General features: G+C 53.5%; 14 protein-coding genes. 8 read left to right on the top strand and 6 right to left on the bottom strand.

What is annotated here, in order from left to right; genetic code table 11:
- Window positions 1–6,502 (bottom strand): Ig-like domain-containing protein (locus K2184_RS12500; RefSeq protein WP_439237757.1); only part of this gene is annotated, 6,502 nt, incomplete at its 3' end.
- A gap of 164 nt (window positions 6,503–6,666) precedes the next feature.
- Here K2184_RS12500 and K2184_RS12495 point away from each other — a divergent pair.
- The gene (locus K2184_RS12495) at window positions 6,667–6,894 is read left to right on the top strand and encodes a hypothetical protein (RefSeq protein ID WP_064374117.1); all 228 of its coding nucleotides are present in this window, start codon (window positions 6,667–6,669) and stop codon (window positions 6,892–6,894) included.
- Window positions 6,895–7,103: 209 nt separating this feature from the next.
- Here the strand turns inward: K2184_RS12495 and K2184_RS12490 are convergent, their stop codons facing one another.
- Complete coding sequence (locus K2184_RS12490) at window positions 7,104–7,517, bottom strand: CoA-binding protein (RefSeq protein WP_004100789.1); 414 nt, start codon at window positions 7,515–7,517, stop codon at window positions 7,104–7,106.
- Window positions 7,518–7,671: 154 nt separating this feature from the next.
- On the opposite strand from K2184_RS12490, the gene mgsA reads away from it, so the two are divergent.
- On the top strand, window positions 7,672–8,130 hold the full coding sequence (gene mgsA / locus K2184_RS12485) for a methylglyoxal synthase (protein WP_163525164.1): 459 nt from the start codon (window positions 7,672–7,674) through the stop codon (window positions 8,128–8,130).
- A gap of 28 nt (window positions 8,131–8,158) precedes the next feature.
- On the opposite strand, the gene helD is transcribed toward mgsA, so the two are convergent.
- Window positions 8,159–10,213 (bottom strand): DNA helicase IV, encoded by a 2,055-nt coding sequence (gene helD / locus K2184_RS12480; RefSeq protein ID WP_163525118.1) that lies wholly within the window; start codon window positions 10,211–10,213, stop codon window positions 8,159–8,161.
- A 122-nt stretch (window positions 10,214–10,335) separates the two neighbouring features.
- Between helD and K2184_RS12475 the strand changes: the two genes are divergently transcribed.
- Together K2184_RS12475 and yccS are read left to right on the top strand one after the other, a co-directional pair.
- Window positions 10,336–10,782 (top strand): YccF domain-containing protein, encoded by a 447-nt coding sequence (locus K2184_RS12475; RefSeq protein ID WP_004100782.1) that lies wholly within the window; start codon window positions 10,336–10,338, stop codon window positions 10,780–10,782.
- 17 nt (window positions 10,783–10,799) lie between these two features.
- On the top strand, window positions 10,800–12,935 hold the full coding sequence (gene yccS / locus K2184_RS12470; RefSeq protein ID WP_032728000.1) for a YccS family putative transporter: 2,136 nt from the start codon (window positions 10,800–10,802) through the stop codon (window positions 12,933–12,935).
- Here the strand turns inward: yccS and K2184_RS12465 are convergent.
- Window positions 12,923–13,546, bottom strand: coding sequence for a TfoX/Sxy family DNA transformation protein (locus tag K2184_RS12465; RefSeq protein ID WP_163525120.1), 624 nt, complete (start codon window positions 13,544–13,546; stop codon window positions 12,923–12,925). The two genes, yccS and K2184_RS12465, sit on opposite strands and share 13 nt — an antisense overlap.
- Window positions 13,547–14,007: 461 nt before the next feature.
- On the opposite strand from K2184_RS12465, the gene sulA reads away from it, so the two are divergent.
- Complete coding sequence (sulA, locus tag K2184_RS12460) at window positions 14,008–14,517, top strand: SOS-induced cell division inhibitor SulA (RefSeq protein WP_024273980.1); 510 nt, start codon at window positions 14,008–14,010, stop codon at window positions 14,515–14,517.
- A 353-nt stretch (window positions 14,518–14,870) separates the two neighbouring features.
- Window positions 14,871–15,941 (top strand): porin OmpA, encoded by a 1,071-nt coding sequence (gene ompA / locus K2184_RS12455; protein WP_004100770.1) that lies wholly within the window; start codon window positions 14,871–14,873, stop codon window positions 15,939–15,941.
- Between the two features lie 110 nt (window positions 15,942–16,051).
- On the opposite strand, the gene matP is transcribed toward ompA, so the two are convergent.
- Window positions 16,052–16,504, bottom strand: a complete 453-nt coding sequence (matP, locus tag K2184_RS12450; RefSeq protein ID WP_004100768.1) for a macrodomain Ter protein MatP — start codon at window positions 16,502–16,504, stop codon at window positions 16,052–16,054.
- Window positions 16,505–16,689: 185 nt separating this feature from the next.
- On the opposite strand from matP, the gene K2184_RS12445 reads away from it, so the two are divergent.
- Both K2184_RS12445 and fabA read left to right on the top strand, forming a co-directional pair.
- The gene (locus tag K2184_RS12445; RefSeq protein ID WP_163525122.1) at window positions 16,690–18,447 is read left to right on the top strand and encodes an AAA family ATPase; all 1,758 of its coding nucleotides are present in this window, start codon (window positions 16,690–16,692) and stop codon (window positions 18,445–18,447) included.
- A 69-nt stretch (window positions 18,448–18,516) separates the two neighbouring features.
- Window positions 18,517–19,035, top strand: coding sequence for a bifunctional 3-hydroxydecanoyl-ACP dehydratase/trans-2-decenoyl-ACP isomerase (fabA, locus tag K2184_RS12440; RefSeq protein ID WP_004100765.1), 519 nt, complete (start codon window positions 18,517–18,519; stop codon window positions 19,033–19,035).
- A gap of 66 nt (window positions 19,036–19,101) precedes the next feature.
- Here the strand turns inward: fabA and rmf are convergent, their stop codons facing one another.
- Window positions 19,102–19,269 (bottom strand): ribosome modulation factor, encoded by a 168-nt coding sequence (gene rmf, locus K2184_RS12435; protein WP_004100764.1) that lies wholly within the window; start codon window positions 19,267–19,269, stop codon window positions 19,102–19,104.
- Window positions 19,270–19,428 lie beyond the last annotated feature (159 nt).

The following is a 19,428-nucleotide window of genomic DNA, read 5'->3' as shown; positions in this document are numbered from 1 at the left end:
CACTGTCAGAGTCCGAATCACTGTCAGAGTCCGAATCACTGTCAGAGTCCGAATCACTGTCAGAGTCCGAATCACTGTCAGAGTCCGAATCACTGTCAGAGTCCGAATCACTGTCAGAGTCCGAATCGCTGTCGGAATCGGAGTCGCTGTCAGAGTCAGAATCGCTGTCGGAGTCGGAATCGCTGTCGGAGTCAGAGTCGCTGTCAGAGTCCGAGTCGCTGTCGGAATCGGAGTCGCTGTCAGAATCCGAGTCACTGTCAGAGTCGGAATCGCTGTCGGAATCGGAGTCGCTGTCAGAATCCGAGTCACTGTCGGAGTCGGAGTCACTGTCAGAGTCCGAATCGCTGTCGCTATCCGAGTCACTGTCGGAATCGGAGTCGCTGTCGGAGTCCGAGTCACTGTCGGAGTCGGAGTCGCTGTCAGAGTCAGAATCGCTGTCGCTATCCGAATCGCTGTCAGAGTCGGAATCGCTGTCAGAATCCGAATCGCTGTCAGAATCCGAATCGCTGTCGGAGTCGCTGTCAGAGTCCGAATCGCTGTCGGAATCGGAGTCACTGTCCGAGTCAGAGTCGCTGTCGGAATCCGAGTCACTGTCAGAGTCAGAGTCGCTGTCGGAATCCGAGTCACTGTCAGAGTCGGAATCGCTGTCGGAATCGGAGTCGCTGTCGGAGTCTGAATCACTGTCCGAATCCGAGTCGCTGTCCGAATCCGAGTCGCTGTCGCTATCCGAATCGCTGTCGCTATCCGAGTCACTGTCCGAATCCGAGTCACTGTCAGAGTCCGAGTCGCTGTCAGAGTCCGAGTCGCTGTCGGAATCCGAGTCACTGTCAGAGTCGGAATCGCTGTCGGAGTCGGAGTCACTGTCGGAATCCGAGTCACTGTCAGAATCGGAATCGCTGTCGCTATCCGAGTCGCTGTCAGAATCCGAGTCGCTGTCCGAATCCGAATCGCTGTCGCTATCCGAGTCGCTGTCAGAATCCGAGTCGCTGTCCGAATCCGAATCGCTGTCGCTATCCGAGTCGCTGTCAGAATCGGAATCGCTGTCGGAATCCGAATCGCTGTCGCTATCCGAGTCGCTGTCAGAATCGGAATCGCTGTCGGAATCCGAATCGCTGTCGCTATCCGAGTCGCTGTCAGAATCCGAATCACTGTCGGAATCGGAGTCGCTGTCCGAATCCGAGTCACTGTCAGAGTCGGAATCGCTGTCTGAATCCGAGTCGCTGTCGCTATCCGAGTCACTGTCGGAGTCCGAGTCGCTGTCAGAGTCCGAATCACTGTCAGAGTCCGAATCACTGTCAGAGTCCGAATCACTGTCAGAGTCCGAATCACTGTCAGAGTCCGAATCGCTGTCGGAATCGGAGTCGCTGTCAGAGTCCGAGTCGCTGTCGCTGTCGGAGTCGGAGTCGCTGTCAGAGTCCGAGTCGCTGTCCGAATCCGAGTCACTGTCGGAGTCGGAGTCGCTGTCAGAGTCCGAGTCACTATCAGAGTCAGAATCGCTGTCGCTATCCGAATCGCTGTCCGAATCCGAGTCACTGTCGGAATCCGAATCGCTGTCGGAATCCGAGTCGCTGTCAGAGTCCGAATCACTGTCACTATCCGAGTCGCTGTCGGTGTCGTCGCTGAGATCGACAGTTAACTCAAAAGTCGGGGAGCGTTCGCTGACGTTCCCGGCCAGATCGGTCACCGTGGTGCTCAGGCGGTGGCTGCCTTCGTCCAGCGCATCAGGTGTGAAGCTCCAGCGTCCGTCCTCCCCGGCAACTACCGTACCCAGTACCGTGTCGCCGTCATAGATCGTGACTGTGGCGCCCGCCTCGGCGGTACCGCTCAGGGTCGGCGTGGCATCATCCGTTACGTTGCCGCTGTTCAGTGTACCCGTGTCTTCTCCTGCATTATCAGTCACCTGCAGATCGCTGACCGGAGTCACGACTGTGTCCACCGTCAGCTCAAACGCCGGGGAACGCTCGCTGACGTTCCCCGCCTTATCCGTCACGGTGGTGCTCAGGCTGTGGTCGCCCTCGTTCAGGGTGTCCGGCGTGAAAGTCCAGCGTCCGTCCTCCCCGGCAACCACCGTACCCAGTACGGTGTCACCGTCGTAGATCGTGACCGTGGCGCCCGCCTCGGCGGTACCGCTCAGGGCCGGCGTGGCGTCGTTGGTCAGATCGCCGCTGGCCAGCGGGCCGGTATGCCCGGCCACATCGTCGGTCACCTGCAGATCGCTGACCGGAGTCACCGTCGTGTCCACTGTAATTTCAAACGCCGGGGAACGCTCGCTGACGTTTCCGGCCTTGTCGGACACGGTGGTGCTCAGGCTGTGGCTGCCTTCATCCAGTGCATCAGGGGTGTAACTCCAGCGTCCGTCCTCCCCGGCAACCACGGTACCCAGTACGGTATCGCCGTCGTAGATCGTGACCGTGGCCCCCGCCTCCGCCGTGCCGCTCAGGGTCGGCGTGGCATCGTTGGTCAGATCGCCGCTGGCCAGCGGGCCGGTGTGTCCGGCCACGTCGTCGGTCACCTCCGGCGCACTGGCAGACGGCGCGGTGGTATCAATCGTCAGCTCAAACGCCGGGGAACGCTCGCTGACGTTCCCGGCCTTGTCGGTTACGGTGGTGCTCAGGCTGTGGCTGCCTTCATCCAGTGCATCAGGGGTGTAGCTCCAGCGTCCGTCCTCACCGGCAACCACCGTACCCAGTACCGTGTCGCCGTCATAGATCGTGACCGTGGCCCCCGCCTCGGCGGTACCGCTCAGGGTCGGTGTGGCGTCGTTGGTCAGATCGCCGCTGGTCAGCGGGCCGGTGTGTCCGGCCACGTCGTCGGTCACCTCCGGCGCACTGGCAGACGGCGCGGTGGTATCAATTGTCAGCTCAAACGCCGGGGAGCGCTCGCTGACGTTCCCCGCCTTATCCGTCACCGTGGTGCTCAGGCTGTGGCTGCCTTCATCCAGTGCATCAGGGGTGTAGCTCCAGCGTCCGTCCTCGCCGGCAACCACTGTACCCAGTACCGTGTCACCGTCATAGATCGTGACCGTGGCCCCCGCCTCGGCGGTACCGCTCAGGGTTGGTGTGGCGTCGTTGGTCAGATCGCCGCTGGCCAGCGGGCCGGTATGCCCGGCCACATCGTCGGTCACCTGCAGACCGCTGACCGGAGTCACGACTGTGTCCACCGTCAGCTCAAACACCGGAGAGCGCTCGCTGACGTTCCCGGCCTTGTCCGTCACGGTGGTGCTCAGGCTGTGGCTGCCCTCGTCCAGGGTATCCGGCGTAAAGCTCCAGCGTCCGTCCTCGCCGGCAACCACGGTACCCAGCACCGTGTCGCCGTTGTAGATCGTGACCGTGGCCCCCGCCTCCGCCGTGCCGCTCAGGGCCGGCGTGGCGTCGTTGGTCAGATCGCCGCTGGCCAGCGGGCCGGTGTGTCCGGCCACGTCGTCGGTCACCTCCGGCGCACTGGCAGACGGCGCGGTGGTATCAATTGTCAGCTCAAACACCGGGGAGCGCTCGCTGACGTTCCCCGCCTTATCCGTCACCGTGGTGCTAAGGCTGTGGCTGCCTTCATCCAGTGCATCAGGGGTGTAGCTCCAGCGTCCGTCCTCGCCGGCAACCACGGTACCCAGTACGGTCTCACCGTCATAGATCGTGACCGTGGCGCCCGCCTCGGCGGTACCGCTCAGGGCCGGCGTGGCGTCGTTGGTCAGATCGCCGCTGGTCAGCGGGCCGGTATGCCCGGCCACGTCATCGGTCACCTCCGGCGCACTGGCAGACGGCGCGGTGGTATCAATCGTCAGTTCAAACGCCGGGGAACGCTCGCTGACGTTCCCGGCCTTGTCCGTCACGGTGGTGCTCAGGCTGTGGCTGCCCTCGTTCAGGGTGTCCGGCGTGAAACTCCAGCGTCCGTCCTCCCCGGCAACCACCGTACCCAGTACCGTGTCGCCGTCATAGATCGTGACCGTGGCCCCCGCCTCGGCGGTACCGCTCAGGGTCGGTGTCGCGTCGTTGGTCAGATCGCCGCTGGCCAGCGGGCCGGTGTGCCCGGCCACGTCGTCGGTCACCTCCGGCGCACTGGCAGACGGCGCGGTGGTATCAATTGTCAGCTCAAACACCGGAGAGCGCTCGCTGACGTTCCCGGCCTTGTCCGTCACCGTAGCGCTCAGGCTATGAGGACCTTCGCTAAGCTCCGGTAAAGTAAAGCTCCAGTTGCCATCCTGATCCACAACCACTGAACCCAGTACGGTATCGCCGTCATAAATCGTTATCGTGGCGCCCGCTTCTGCCGTCCCTTTGATCTCCGGCGTTGTATCATCGGTCACATCACCGGAATGAAGCGCACCAGTGATGGAACCAACATTGTCATTAACCGTGATGTTCTGTGCTGCAGTGGGTGCTTCAGTATCAGAATCGCTGTCGGAGTCCGAGTCGCTGTCGGAATCGCTGTCAGAGTCCGAGTCACTGTCAGAGTCCGAGTCACTGTCGGAATCAGAATCACTGTCGCTATCCGAGTCGCTGTCGGAGTCGGAGTCACTGTCAGAGTCCGAGTCGCTGTCGGAGTCTGAATCACTGTCCGAATCCGAGTCGCTGTCCGAATCCGAGTCGCTGTCGGAGTCGGAATCGCTGTCGGAATCGCTGTCCGAATCGCTGTCGGAGTCCGAGTCGCTGTCGGAGTCCGAATCGCTGTCAGAGTCCGAGTCGCTGTCAGAGTCCGAATCGCTGTCGGAGTCGGAATCGCTGTCCGAATCCGAGTCGCTGTCAGAATCGGAATCGCTGTCAGAATCGGAATCGCTGTCAGAGTCAGAATCGCTGTCGGAATCCGAGTCACTGTCAGAGTCAGAATCACTGTCCGAATCCGAGTCGCTGTCGCTATCCGAATCGCTGTCCGAGTCCGAGTCGCTGTCGGAGTCGGAATCACTGTCCGAATCCGAATCGCTGTCGGAATCCGAGTCACTGTCAGAGTCGGAATCGCTGTCGCTATCCGAATCGCTGTCCGAATCCGAGTCGCTGTCAGAGTCCGAATCACTGTCAGAGTCCGAGTCGCTGTCAGAATCGGAATCGCTGTCGCTATCCGAGTCGCTGTCGCTATCCGAGTCACTGTCAGAATCCGAGTCACTGTCGCTATCCGAATCGCTGTCCGAGTCCGAGTCGCTGTCGGAGTCGGAATCACTGTCCGAATCCGAATCGCTGTCCGAATCCGAGTCACTGTCAGAGTCCGAGTCACTGTCAGAATCGGAGTCACTGTCAGAATCGGAGTCGCTGTCGGAGTCCGAGTCGCTGTCAGAATCCGAGTCGCTGTCAGAGTCCGAATCACTGTCAGAGTCCGAGTCGCTGTCAGAATCGGAATCGCTGTCGCTATCCGAATCGCTGTCCGAATCCGAGTCGCTGTCAGAGTCCGAGTCACTGTCAGAATCGGAGTCACTGTCAGAATCGGAGTCGCTGTCGGAGTCCGAGTCGCTGTCAGAGTCGGAATCGCTGTCAGAATCGGAGTCACTGTCGGAATCCGAGTCGCTGTCGGAGTCGGAATCGCTGTCCGAATCCGAGTCGCTGTCCGAATCCGAATCGCTGTCGGAATCGGAGTCGCTGTCAGAATCGGAGTCCGAGTCACTGTCAGAGTCGGAATCGCTGTCGCTATCCGAGTCACTGTCAGAATCCGAGTCGCTGTCAGAGTCCGAGTCGCTGTCAGAATCCGAATCGCTGTCAGAATCCGAATCGCTGTCGGAGTCGGAATCACTGTCAGAATCCGAGTCACTGTCAGAATCGGAGTCACTATCAGAATCCGAGTCACTATCAGAATCCGAGTCACTATCAGAATCGGAATCGCTGTCAGAGTCAGAATCGCTGTCAGAGTCAGAATCACTGTCAGAATCCGAATCGCTGTCGGAATCCGAATCGCTGTCGGAGTCCACATCGCTGTCTGAATCGGCATCGCTGTCAGAGTCCGAGTCACTGTCGGAATCTGAATCGCTGTCGCTATCCGAGTCGCTGTCAGCGTCAGAATCGCTGTCCGCATCCGAATCGCCGTCAGCATCCGAGTCACTGTCGGAGTCCGAATCACTGTCCGCATCTGAGTCAGTTTCTGAAATCGAAGAGTGGTGATCTTTATTTGAGGTACCAGCAAACATTGCCGCAATACCCAGCAAAGCCGCGCCCGCCATTACCCATCCGGCAATACTTTGCCCTGCGCCTCCGGAGGCGATGACTTCTGAGAGATCGCTAATCAGCGAATAGTGGGCCCCATCGGTACCCGCACCTTCCAGCCACCATAGTGCGCCGGTCTCATCATCCATGAGCACCAAATCACTGTGCTGTCCATGCTCATCCACAACGAAAAAGTTTTTAATAGTAACGGTATCGCCGTTGTGGAGTTTTAGAACCAGATCATTACCTTGCCGGGTATACGAGCTAATATCTTCACGCTTGACGTGCAGGAGAACCACTGACTGCGTATTGAGATTAATTAGATTGCCATCAACGGTGTATTCAACACCCGTTTCTTTCACTGTCACATTTATATTTTTCATCAGGTTACACCCTTGAAATGAAGACGCAGTCAGAGGTATGAGATAATTCTTAATTAGGCATCTTATTAGATATACCAGAACTTGCAGTCCCGCAAGGAGAGGGAAAACATTCCATTCACATCCTGAAATAACACAAACCCCATATATTACATAATGTTAAAATAATGAGCTTACATTTTGAGATGTTAATAAGAGAGATAATTAAAACGGTTACTCACGGTTATTACAATAAAGATAAAGTCATGGATAATACTTTTCTAATAGCGTTAAACCGCCATTTTTATGATAATAGAAAAATATCTGTGATATCTCTCAAAAAAATCATGCAAGAAAAAGCAAAAAATAATTTAAAGTTTAAAGTAAATTTTAAGCAATATCCATTATATTTATAATGGTTTACTTATAAAAATAAATTGTTTGTGAATGGGGAAATTTATTAATAAGCAAGAGGGAATTCAGAGAGTGTCTTTTAAACCCACAAAGTTAATGTGAGTTATCGGAAATTAAAGAAACGTTTCGATGTAGTTTTAATTAAAATACTACCCACAAATAATTTAATGCATATGCATAATAAAAAACCCCGTCAAGCGGGGTTTTAGGTTTAGCGGGCTAATCCTAATCGCGGAATTTCTATCGCCGGACAGCGATCCATCACCACGTTTAGACCGGCGTCTCGGGCGAGCACTGCCGCTTGTTCATTGATGACCCCTAGCTGTAGCCACAAAGTTTTAGCACCGATAGCCACCGCTTCCTGGGCAACGCCCCAGGCTGCTTCTGAGTTGCGGAAGACATCAACCATGTCCACTTTTTCCGGCACCTCGGCCAGCGTGGCATATCCTTTTTGCCCCAGCAGCGTAGTACCCGCAACCTTAGGAGAAACCGGAATGACGTGATATCCCTGCTCCAGAAGGTACTTCATCACCCGATAGCTTGGGCGATCGGGTTTGTCGCTTGCCCCCACCAGGGCGATAGTCCGGGTCGAGGTCAGAATACCTGCGATATCGTTCTCTTTCATCATCATCCTCCTGCTATTTAGCCCAAGTGTATGCTAATCCGAATAAACCAGCATTAGTGCTAACCCACAGATGCGTCAAATTTTTTCATCCCGATGCTTGCAGCAGCAGACACTTCCAGTAATCTGTCTGCAGGCCAAAATGTGGAATGAAATGATGGAACTAACAACACGTACACTGCCAGCACGTAAACATATTGCGCTGGTTGCTCACGATCACTGTAAAGATATGCTGATGAAATGGGTAGAGCGCCACCAGCAACTTCTGGCACAACATACGCTATCGGCAACAGGTACAACCGGTAATCTGGTATCACGCGCAACCGGGCTGGAGGTGCACGCTATGCTGAGCGGCCCAATGGGCGGCGACCAGCAGGTAGGAGCCCTGATATCAGAAGGTAAAATTGATATTTTGATTTTTTTCTGGGACCCGCTGAATGCGGTGCCGCATGACCCTGATGTTAAAGCGTTACTCCGTCTGGCAACCGTGTGGAATATTCCCGTTGCAACGAATGTCTCGACCGCCGACTTTATCATCCAGTCTCCCCACTTTAGCGATCCGGTCGATATTTTGATTCCTGATTACCAGCGTTATCTCGCTGAGCGTCTGAAATAAACCACGCTGGCGGCCTCGCCGCCAGTCATTACGGCTTTCTCGCAACCGGCACGTCCAGCGCCTTCAACATATCAACAAACGGTGACGGCTGCTCTTTATTAAACAACAACCAGACCCGCAGACGCGCGCGCGTAAGTGCGACATACAGCAAACGTCTCTCTTCTGCATCGGCAAAATCCTCCGGTTGTGGTAGCAGTGCCTGCTCCATAATCGACTCACGCGCCGAAGCCGGAAACGCATCATCACCGTCCTGAAGACCAAGGATAATGACGTAATCTGCTTGCTGCCCTTTGCTGGCATGAATAGTCATGAAATCGAGCTGAAGATGGGGCCAGCGTGTTGCAGCCTTTTCCAGCGCCGCTGGCTTCAAATGATGGTAACGCGCTAACAGCAAGATCCGCTGTTCTCGCTTGACGTAACCGCTCATTTTATCGAGCAGATCGTCGAGTTTATCCTCCGCTAACAACGTCACCGCTTTTTTGTCGCCTGCAATCAGACTGTTGAGTGGTTTCGTCAACTGATGCGGGTTTTGCTGGATAAATCCGTTTGCGACCTCGCCTATCCGGCTATTAAATCGGTAGGTCGTATCCAGCGCGCAACAATCCCCTTCGCCAAAATAGTGATTAAAAGCCGTCGTCAAAGAGAGTTGAGCACCGCTAAAACGATAGATAGCCTGCCAGTCATCGCCAACGGCAAACAGCGTGGTCTGCGTATTTTGTCGACGTAACGCGGCGAGTAGTGACGCCCGCTGCGGAGAGATATCCTGAAATTCATCCACCAGAATATGCTTCCACGGACTGACAAAGCGGCCTTTATCGAGAATATTTATCGCCTGATGAATCAGACCGGAGAAGTCGACGGCATTTTCATCTTTTAACGCCGTTTTCCAGGCTTTTAGTAAAGGGGCCATCAGCTTGACGCGCTTACTAAAAAGATCGCGTACCTCCTCAGGCGCCCCGGCGATCATCTCAGCCTGCGAGCCGCCATGCATGCGCATCAGGCTAACCCAGCGATCGAGGCGGCTGGCGATGCGGCGCTGCAGCTTTTTATCCTGCCAGAAATCACCTTCAGGGATCGGCCAGCCCATTTCTTCCTCCAGCCACAGTCGCCAGCCTTTCGCCTGCGCTTTTTTCTCCTGACACTGCTGCTGCCAGCTTTCGAGCAGAAGTTTTTGCCGCGCAGCGCTGTCGTTTTCCAGCTTGCTAATCATCGGCGCTTTTTTACTGCCCTGCTGAATAATATGCAAAGCCAGAGCATGAAAAGTGCGCGCGGAGATCTCGTCGGTTCCGAGGCGTTCGCGAATGCGCTCATCCATCTCCTGCGCGGCCTGTCGACCAAAAGCCAGCAGCAAAATTTGCTCAGCTGCCGCTTCGCCCCGGGTCAATAGCCAACCTGCTCGCGCCACTAAAACAGAGGTTTTACCGCTTCCGGCCCCTGCCAGTACCAGCAATGAACGCTCGCCGTTCACCACGGCGCGCGCCTGAGCCGGATTCAGCGGCGATGATTCAACTGCAGCAAAAAATCCCCGATATTGTTCCAGCATTGATTCAGTAAATTTTTGGTTATGCTCAAGCCTGGCCTTTTCCGTATCCCCCAACCAACTCTGGCACTGCCGCCATAATTCGCGGCAGTTTTCAAATCCCTCAAGGCGGCTTGTCGGCACGGGGAGGCCGCTAAGGGCATGGCGAATTTTCTGCTGAATATCGAACACCTGCTGACGCGTCAACCATTTACCCTCGGCGCTTGAACGCGCCACATCAGCCAACTGCTGGCGCAGCAGATCGGCGGAAATCTCGCTCATTTCCGCGCTCCACTGCTGCCAGAGAGCATTCAGATGATGGTAAAAACGCTGAGTTTCGGTCCATTCGGTACCATGCAATCGCACAACTTTCTCGCCCGGGAGGATAAATTCCAGCTCTCCCCACACTAGCCCACGCTTGCAATGAATAGATAATAACTGATTGAAAGGTATAAGATATTCATGGCTATCACCGGAAACCTTTACTCCGGCATTAAGAAGTTGCACCCTGTCATAAGGGTGTTGAGCCATGCGTTTGCCCAATGTTGTCGCTCTGAGTTCCATATAATGTCGAATTTCAATCAGGTTGGATGTTTTTAAGTTTAACCGCCAGCGACCGGGTGCTCCAGCGTAAAAAACGCTACAATGGCCGGACCTTATTATCTACAGAATTAAACCGAGGGTTTATGCGTACCGTTCTGAATATTTTAAACTTTATCCTTGGCGGATTCGCCACCACGCTCGGCTGGCTTCTGGCGACGCTGGTCAGCATAGTACTGATTTTTACGCTGCCTCTCACCCGCTCCTGCTGGGAGATAACAAAACTCTCTCTCCTTCCCTATGGTAATGAAGCCATTCATGTTGATGAACTCGACCCTCAGGGAAAGAATAGCCTGCTTAACGCGGGCGGAACGTTGTTGAATATTTTATGGTTTATTTTCTTCGGCTGGTGGTTGTGCCTGATGCATATCTTTTGTGGGATCGCCCAGTGTCTGACCATCATCGGCATTCCGGTAGGCATCGCCAATTTTAAAATCGCCGCGATTGCTTTGTGGCCGGTAGGCCGGCGAGTCGTTTCCGTTGAGACCGCTCGTGCTGCGCGTGAAGCCAACGCGCGTCGCCGCTTTCAGTAATTGAATGGAACAGAGAAATGCTCAGCCCCCTGCTACGCCGCTATACCTGGAACAGTGCCTGGTTATATTACATCAGGATATTCATCGCACTCTGCGGTACGACCGCATTTCCCTGGTGGCACGGCGAAGTAAAACTCACCATCCCCTTAACGCTTGGCGTCGTGGCCGCGGCGCTGACTGACCTGGACGATCGTCTGGCAGGACGTCTGCGTAATCTGGCCATTACCCTTGTATGCTTCTTTATCGCTTCGGCCTCGGTGGAGCTTCTCTTCCCCTGGCCCTGGTTATTCGCGGCAGGATTAACCGTTTCCACTATCGGCTTTATTTTGCTTGGTGGTCTGGGACAACGCTACGCCACCATCGCCTTTGGCGCGCTATTAATTGCCATTTACACTATGCTGGGGGTAACGCTTTACAGCCAATGGTATCTCCAGCCGCTGTTTTTGCTGGCTGGCGCGGTGTGGTACAACCTGCTCACCCTCGCCGGGCATCTGATTTTCCCTATCCGTCCCCTTCAGGACAATCTGGCACGTAGCTATGAGCAGCTCGCCCGCTATCTGGAGCTTAAATCCCGGCTATTCGATCCGGATATAGAAGATGAAAGCCAGGCCCCGCTCTATGACCTGGCAATAGCCAACGGCCAGCTGGTGACTACGCTGAACCAGACCAAAGTTTCCCTGCTGACTCGTCTGCGCGGAGATCGCGGCCAGCGCGGTACTCGCCGCACGTTACAGTACTATTTCGTGGCGCAGGATATCCATGAACGTGCGAGTTCATCGCATATTCAGTACCAAACGCTACGCGAACATTTTCGTTATAGCGATGTGATGTTCCGCTTTCAGCGTATGCTATCAATGCAGGCGCAGGCCTGCCAGAAACTGTCGCGTGCCATTCTGCTGCGCGAGCCCTACCTGCACGACACTCATTTTGAGCGCGCTTTTATGCATCTTGACGCAGCGCTCGATCGCGTTAAGGCCAGCGGCGCGCCAGCGGAACAGATTAAAGCGCTGGGTTTTTTGCTGAATAACTTACGGGCTATTGACGCCCAGCTGGCGACAATTGAATCGGTCCAGACCACCGAACAGTCCATTCACAGTACGGAAAACCTGTTAGCCGACGACCAGCCTAACGGATTTAGCGATATCTGGCTGCGCTTGCGCAGTAATATGTCTCCTGAGTCAGCCCTGTTTCGTCATGCAGTTCGAATGTCGATAGTCCTGTGCGCTGGTTATGCCTTTATCCAATTGACCGGACTGAACCATGGCTACTGGATATTACTGACCAGCCTGTTTGTTTGTCAGCCAAACTATAACGCCACTCGCCATCGGCTGGCGTTAAGGATAATCGGGACCTTGATCGGTGTGGCCATCGGCCTGCCGGTACTGCTCCTCGTCCCGTCCGTTGAAGGCCAGCTGCTTTTGATTGTCCTGACCGGCGTGCTGTTCTTCGCTTTCCGTAATGTGCAGTACGCCCACGCGACAATGTTCATTACGCTCCTTGTCTTGCTCTGTTTTAACCTCCTGGGAGAAGGTTTTGAAGTTGCCCTACCGCGCATATTCGACACTCTGATTGGCTGCGCTATCGCCTGGGCCGCAGTGAGTTTTATTTGGCCGGACTGGAAATTCCGCAATCTCCCTCGAGTGCTCGAGCAAGCAATCAATGCCAACTGCCGATATTTAGATGCCATTCTTGAGCAATATCACCAGGGGCGCGACAACCGCCTGGCCTATCGTGTTGCACGCAGAGCCGCGCATAACCGGGATAGCGAACTGGCCTCTGTCGTATCGAACTTATCAACAGAACCCAAAGCGGGCTCACAAATGCGGGAAACTGCTTTTCGTTTGCTCTGCCTGAACCATACCTTTACCAGCTATATCTCTGCTCTGGGAGCCCACAGGGAAAAGCTGACAACGCCAGATATTCTGGCGCTGCTGGACGATGCCGTGTGTTATGTGGATGACGCACTGCACCATTCGCCAGCCGATGAACTACGGGTACAGCAGGCTTTAGCAAGCCTGCAGACCCGGATCCAACATCTTGACCCTCGCGCCGACAGCAAAGAGCCTTTAGTTCTGCAGCAAATTGGACTGCTGCTGGCGCTACTGCCAGAAATTTGTCGGCTACAGCGACAGGTTGAGATTCAACCTGAGTAGGCCTCCATCTCCTGTACCTGTACCGTCGCCCACTCCTCAAGCTCCTGACGCTGTTGCATCGGGAGCGTGGCCGCATGCACGCCCGCAATAGCTCCCTCTAATGAATAAAGGACGTTTATCGTTAGCGCTTTATTCATTTTTCGTAGTCTGAGCCAGGCTTCTTTAGCGCCAATTTTTCGCAGCGTTAATTCATCTTTGATACCTGAATTAATCAACTGGAGCTCCATGTGAAAACTAATATTTGGAAGATTCTTTAATCTTCCGGAATGTCGCTGCCGATGTTTTTCATTACGAGCGGTCTGTAATGATAGCGCTGATAAATGAAAAAGCATTTTGCTGTCACGCCAAAGCCCTTCATCTATATGATAGTACTTAAGCGCAACCAGACGACCATTCTTCTGCATCTTCAACAGCGGGTTTTTATGCGCCACGCGATACTGCGCACTCTGCTCACAAACCCGAAGATAGATCTCCCCCTCAGCCATCATGGCAAACACGGTATTATCTATCGCCAGGCTATAGCCACCAAATAAGGGCCGACAGCTTATTTTCCCTAATGGAGACAAACATGCCCGAAACTGATGGATCCTAAGACATACGAGTTTCTTCATGATTATTCCTTTGTTAATCATGTAAATAAGACATAAATTTGCTAACGGATCCGCTAATAAGAAAATAAGGGAGTTCCCTTTATGCAGCAACATGAATTATCTCTTTATTTTACTCAGCTTGTTTTTTTGCGAGCAGCTTTCCGAAAATAGCCTTTTGATGAAGTAAAAAGCAGGAAAGGTAAAATGCTTAATTAATATTAATCAACCCGGAGAACATAAAGCATGGCGTCACCCGCGATTTGTAAATGGTTAACGTCATAATTTGTGGGAGGAATTTTTTAAAGAAGAAATGACCACAACGATGAATTCACATTCTGTACACCCCATCACTCAACGCTGTCAGCTTGTCTTCATTGCCAAAGATGTACAAATTTCATCCAGAAAACGAGAAAATAGAGTTGATCTTTCATCCTGTCGCATATACTGTATATGCATACAGTAACCCACAGGCGGGATAGACTATGTTTACATCAGCTCACGCAAATCGTTCACCACTGACTTCTACTTCAGTACGTCGTCGCTCTCATGACGCTGCCGAACAGCCAGCTAACGGGCTGATCAGTGAAATAGTCTATCGAGAAGATCAGCCCATGATGACGCAACTGCTACTGCTTCCTTTATTACAACAGCTTGGTCAGCAGTCGCGCTGGCAGCTCTGGCTGACACCACAGCAGAAGCTGAGTCGCGAATGGGTGCAGTCATCCGGTTTACCGCTATCCAAGGTGATGCAAATCAGTCAGCTCTCCCCTGCTAATACGCTCGAATCAATGGTTCGCTCACTGCGCACGGGAAACTATAGCGTGGTCATTGGCTGGCTGTCGGAAGAACTCACCGTTGAGGAACATGAACGACTGGTTGCCGCTGCAGAAGAAGGTCACGCGATGGGCTTTATCATGCGTCCGGTAAGAAATACCGCTCAGCCTGGCAGACAACATTCCGGGCTAAAAATTCACTCAAACCTGTATCATTAACTGAGTTTAGGATTAATCCTGGAATTTTTTTTGCCCGCGACTGAGATTGGCTTTCATCGCGGGCGTTTTTGTTAAAATGCTTGTCTGATGCGGGTTCGCGACTTTTTTTGCCTCGATTGAAGCCAACCCTATTTGTTAAACATAGCGTACACAACCCTTTTTTTTCATATGCCTGACGGAGTTCACACTTGTAAGTTTCTAACTAAGTTGTAGACTTTACATCGCCAGGGGTGATCGGCTTACGCTGCATGTATCAGCACAGTTAACAACAAGTCACGCCCCGGGTGAAGGATTTAACCGTGAGGTCTTCTGAACCTTCATGGCGAATTTTGGATGATAATGAGGCGCAAAAAATGAAAAAGACAGCTATCGCGATTGCAGTGGCACTGGCTGGCTTCGCTACCGTAGCGCAGGCCGCTCCGAAAGATAACACCTGGTATGCAGGTGGTAAGCTGGGCTGGTCCCAGTATCACGATACCGGTTTCTACGGTAACGGTTTCAAAGGTAACAATGGTCCAGTTCGTAACGATCAGCTGGGTGCTGGTGCGTTCGGTGGTTACCAGGTTAACCCGTACCTCGGTTTCGAAATGGGTTACGACTGGCTGGGCCGCATGGCTTATAAAGGCAGCGTAGACAACGGCGCTTTCAAAGCTCAGGGCGTTCAGCTGACTGCTAAACTGGGTTACCCAATCACTGACGATCTGGACATCTATACCCGTCTGGGCGGCATGGTTTGGCGCGCTGACTCCAAAGGTAACTACGCTTCTACCGGTGTTTCCCGTAGCGAACATGACACTGGCGTATCCCCGGTATTCGCGGGTGGCTTAGAGTGGGCTGTTACTCGTGACATCGCAACCCGTCTGGAATACCAGTGGGTTAACAACATCGGCGACGCAGGCACCGTTGGTACCCGTCCTGATAACGGCATGCTGAGCCTGGGTGTTTCCTACCGTTTCGGTCAGGAAGATGTTGCTCCGGTTGTAGCTCCGGCTCCGGCTCCGGCTCCGGAAGTGACTACCAAGCACTTCACCCTGAAGTCTGACGTTCTGTTCAACTTCAACAAATCTACTCTGAAACCAGAAGGTCAGCAGGCTCTGGATCAGCTGTACACCCAGCTGAGCAACATGGATCCGAAAGACGGTTCCGCAGTTGTTCTGGGCTACACCGACCGTATCGGTTCCGATGCCTACAACCAGCAGCTGTCTGAGAAACGTGCTCAGTCCGTTGTTGATTACCTGGTATCTAAAGGTATCCCGGCCAGCAAAATCTCCGCTCGCGGTATGGGTGAATCCAACCCGGTTACTGGCAACACCTGTGACAACGTGAAAGCACGCGCAGCTCTGATCGACTGCCTGGCGCCGGACCGTCGCGTAGAAATCGAAGTTAAAGGCTACAAAGACGTTGTAACTCAGCCGCAGGCTTAAGTTATCTCGTTAATAAAAAACCCCGCGATGCGGGGTTTTTTTTGCTTCAACTGCTGTCATCAAAGTCAAAGCTGCAGAACGTTGAGGCGCTTATACCCTCGCCCCAATTGCTACTCTTTACCTAGCAGCACCTGCAAATCATGCTTCAGGCTCGACATCTTGCTGGCATACTTCTCTTTATGCTCAGCATCCTCAATCAACTGCACAATGGTTTCCGACAGCGTTTTACCCCGTCTTTGAGCCAGACCGGCGAGGCGTTGCCAGACCATAAACTCCAGATCGATAGACTTTTTACGCGTATGCTGATGCTCCGCGTTAAAATGACGTTTGCGTCGCGCGCGGATCGTCTGCTTCATGCGGTTAACCAGCTCTGGGTTGATATGATGCTCAATCCAGGTATTCACCAGCACGGGTTCATTTTCAAGCGTCAATAATAGATCGACCGCGGCCTGCGCAGCGCTGGCTTCAATGTAGCGGGTAATAAGCTCACCTTCCCGATGCTTTTTTACCAGATATGTCCATTTCCAGCCGCTTTCGAGATTTTCCAGTTGTTGATATTTCATTGCGATCTCAATGTGACCGTGTAACTCATTTCAGGATATCAGTTTTTTCTCGATGTGCTGAGAATAAATCATCTTTCGTGATGTTGGTAGATGGCCGATAGCCGTGACAATCGCAATCCCCCGTGTGCTCAGACGCCGCATAATGTATAATCGCGCGTTTTACATCTGACTAAAAAACAGCGACTTTGACCATTACGAAACTTACCCGAAACGACCTCGCTCCTGATACGGAAAGTTATCAGGCGCTGTTTGCACAAGCCGACTTAGCTCACGCAGAGGCATCCCTCTCAGGCGAACTGCAACCCCGTTTATTCTATGCCCTGGAGCAGCTTCTGGTCACTCCAGCCATTTCGCCATTTATGCTGGTTAAAATTCCGGAAGAGCCGGAGTACCTGCAATGGCTCGCTAACGAAACTCGTACTTTACATCAACCGCCGGAATCCCTCTGCGGAGTACGCTATCAGATTGATGGCGGAAAAATCTCGCTCTCGCCGGCGCAAACCGCTGAAGATAATTTCGCAAGCGTCGCGCCGGTCGAAGCGGCAGATTGGGTCGAAGCGGAGCAGCTATTTGGCTGCGTGCGCCAGTTTAACGGCGAGATCACTTTACAACCGGGTCTTGTCCATCGGGCTAATGGCGGCGTACTGATCCTCTCCTTGCGGGCCTTACTGGCTCAGCCTCTGCTATGGATGCGGCTAAAAAATATGGTGGCTCGCCAGCGTTTTGACTGGCTGTCATTTGATGAGTCTCGCCCTCTTCCGGTGAGCATTCCCTCTATGCCTTTGAGCCTGAAAGTGATCCTGGTCGGCGAGCGGGAATCTCTTGCTGATTTTCAGGAGATGGAGCCCGAGCTTTCTGCTCAGGCTATCTACAGCGAATATGAAGATAACCTGCAAATCGCTGATGCAGAGACGCTTAAGCAGTGGTGTCAATGGGTCTGGCAAAATGCCCAGCGGCTCGAACTTCCGGGGCTGTCCGCTACCGCCTGGCCGCTGTTGATTCAGGAAGGAGCTCGCTATACCGGTGACCAGGAAACCTTGCCCCTGTGCATACTGTGGATCGCCCGCCAGCTTCGCGAAGCCGCCGCCTTCTGTGAAGGTGACGAGATTAGCGCCGAAGAGATGCAAACCATGCTTGAGCGTCGTCTGTGGCGCGAAGGCTATCTTGCCGAACGCATCCAGGATGAAATCCTGCAGGAGCAAATCCTGATCGAGACGGAAGGCGAATGCGTAGGGCAGATCAACGCCCTCTCAGTCATCGAGTTTCCGGGCCATCCGCGCGCGTTTGGCGAGCCTTCTCGTATCAGCTGCGTCGTGCATATTGGCGACGGTGAATTTATTGATGTTGAGCGCAAGGCGGAACTGGGTGGCAATATTCATGCGAAAGGCATGATGATTATGCAGGCATTCCTGATGTCCGAGCTGGAGCTTGAACAACAGCTCCCCTTCACCGCATCTTTGACCTTCGAACAGTCGTACAGTGAAGTGGATGGCGACAGTGCATCCATGGCCGAACTGTGCGCGCTGATCAGTTCTCTGGCCAATGTGCCGATTAATCAAAGTATCGCCATTACCGGCTCGGTCGATCAGTTTGGTCGCGTACAGCCGGTAGGCGGGCTCAATGAGAAAATTGAAGGCTTCTTTGCTATTTGTCAGCAGCGTGGGCTAACCGGTAAACAAGGCGTCATTATTCCTTCCGCCAACGTTCGTCATCTGAGCCTGGCGCAGGAGCTGCAACAGGCGGTTGCGGATGAACAGTTCTTTATCTGGGCGGTCGATGACGTAACCGAAGCGCTGCCCATTCTGACCCAGTTACTCTGGGACGGCGAAGGACAAACTTTACGGCAAACCATACAGGAGCGGATTGCGCAGGCGACACAGCAAGAGAGTCGTCATCGCTTTCCGTGGCTGCTACGCTGGTTAGGCGGTTCAGGTTCGAACTGATCGGACTTGTTCAGCTTACACGTGTTAGCTATCCTGCGTCCCGAACTCAAAATAAGGCTTACTGAAAACATGGTAGATAAACGCGAATCCTATACAAAAGAAGACCTTCTTGCCTCCGGTCGTGGTGAACTATTTGGCGCGAAAGGCCCTCAACTGCCGGCGCCAAATATGCTGATGATGGACCGCGTCATCAAAATGACCGAAACCGGTGGTAACTATGACAAAGGTTATGTCGAGGCAGAACTCGATATTAACCCGGATCTGTGGTTCTTCGGTTGCCACTTCATTGGTGACCCGGTAATGCCGGGCTGTCTGGGTCTGGATGCCATGTGGCAGCTGGTGGGCTTCTACCTGGGCTGGTTAGGTGGCGAGGGTAAAGGTCGTGCGTTAGGCGTAGGTGAAGTCAAGCTCACCGGCCAGGTACTGCCAACGGCGAAGAAAGTAACCTACCGCATTCATTTCAAACGCGTGATAAATCGTCGTTTGATTATGGGCCTGGCGGATGGTGAAGTGCTGGTTGACGATCGTCTGATCTACACCGCAACCGATCTGAAAGTGGGCCTGTTCCAGGACACTTCCTCATTCTGATATAAGCAGTCACGCTTATAGACGGCGAAGCCCCCGCGCAGCGGAGGCTTCTTTTTAAAGAGACAGTCAGGCAATTTGTACCCTGTCCTCCATGGCCTCTCGCCAGCCTCCCAGCCAATAAGACCTCTGGTTTAAGGTCTGGTAAGGACACATTTCCTTCGACCTTCCGGTAATACCGGCCTGGTACCCACGCTGATGTGCCCGTTCCAGGCGATCTCGTTTTTGTCTCTTCATGCCTCGTTTCCCTCATTCTTTGATCTGGTGGAAAAGAAAACAATGGTCACTAAATACGCAACCACGGTTAACGAATACCGCGAATCGGGGATAGCGTCAATGCGCAAAATTCACGCCATTGTCATATTTGTGAGCTACATGAAACTTCATTTGTACAAA

Source organism: Klebsiella sp. K5-306, assembly GCF_051835185.1.
GTDB classification, from domain to species: Bacteria; Pseudomonadota; Gammaproteobacteria; order Enterobacterales; family Enterobacteriaceae; genus Klebsiella; species Klebsiella oxytoca.
Note: the sequence above shows the minus strand (reverse complement) of the source record. Positions and strands in the feature narration are given on the sequence as shown.

Excerpts from the sequence above, each read along its gene's own strand:
- matP (WP_004100768.1), bottom strand. The coding sequence starts at position 16,504 with ATGAAATATCAACAACTGGAAAATCTCGAAAGCGGCTGGAAATGGACA.
- yccS (WP_032728000.1), top strand. The coding sequence starts at position 10,800 with ATGCTCAGCCCCCTGCTACGCCGCTATACCTGGAACAGTGCCTGGTTA.
- sulA (WP_024273980.1), top strand. The coding sequence starts at position 14,008 with ATGTTTACATCAGCTCACGCAAATCGTTCACCACTGACTTCTACTTCA.
- K2184_RS12495 (WP_064374117.1), top strand. The coding sequence starts at position 6,667 with ATGAGCTTACATTTTGAGATGTTAATAAGAGAGATAATTAAAACGGTT.
- K2184_RS12465 (WP_163525120.1), bottom strand. The coding sequence starts at position 13,546 with ATGAAGAAACTCGTATGTCTTAGGATCCATCAGTTTCGGGCATGTTTG.
- K2184_RS12490 (WP_004100789.1), bottom strand. The coding sequence starts at position 7,517 with ATGAAAGAGAACGATATCGCAGGTATTCTGACCTCGACCCGGACTATC.
- K2184_RS12475 (WP_004100782.1), top strand. The coding sequence starts at position 10,336 with ATGCGTACCGTTCTGAATATTTTAAACTTTATCCTTGGCGGATTCGCC.
- ompA (WP_004100770.1), top strand. The coding sequence starts at position 14,871 with ATGAAAAAGACAGCTATCGCGATTGCAGTGGCACTGGCTGGCTTCGCT.
- helD (WP_163525118.1), bottom strand. The coding sequence starts at position 10,213 with ATGGAACTCAGAGCGACAACATTGGGCAAACGCATGGCTCAACACCCT.
- rmf (WP_004100764.1), bottom strand. The coding sequence starts at position 19,269 with ATGAAGAGACAAAAACGAGATCGCCTGGAACGGGCACATCAGCGTGGG.
- mgsA (WP_163525164.1), top strand. The coding sequence starts at position 7,672 with ATGGAACTAACAACACGTACACTGCCAGCACGTAAACATATTGCGCTG.
- fabA (WP_004100765.1), top strand. The coding sequence starts at position 18,517 with ATGGTAGATAAACGCGAATCCTATACAAAAGAAGACCTTCTTGCCTCC.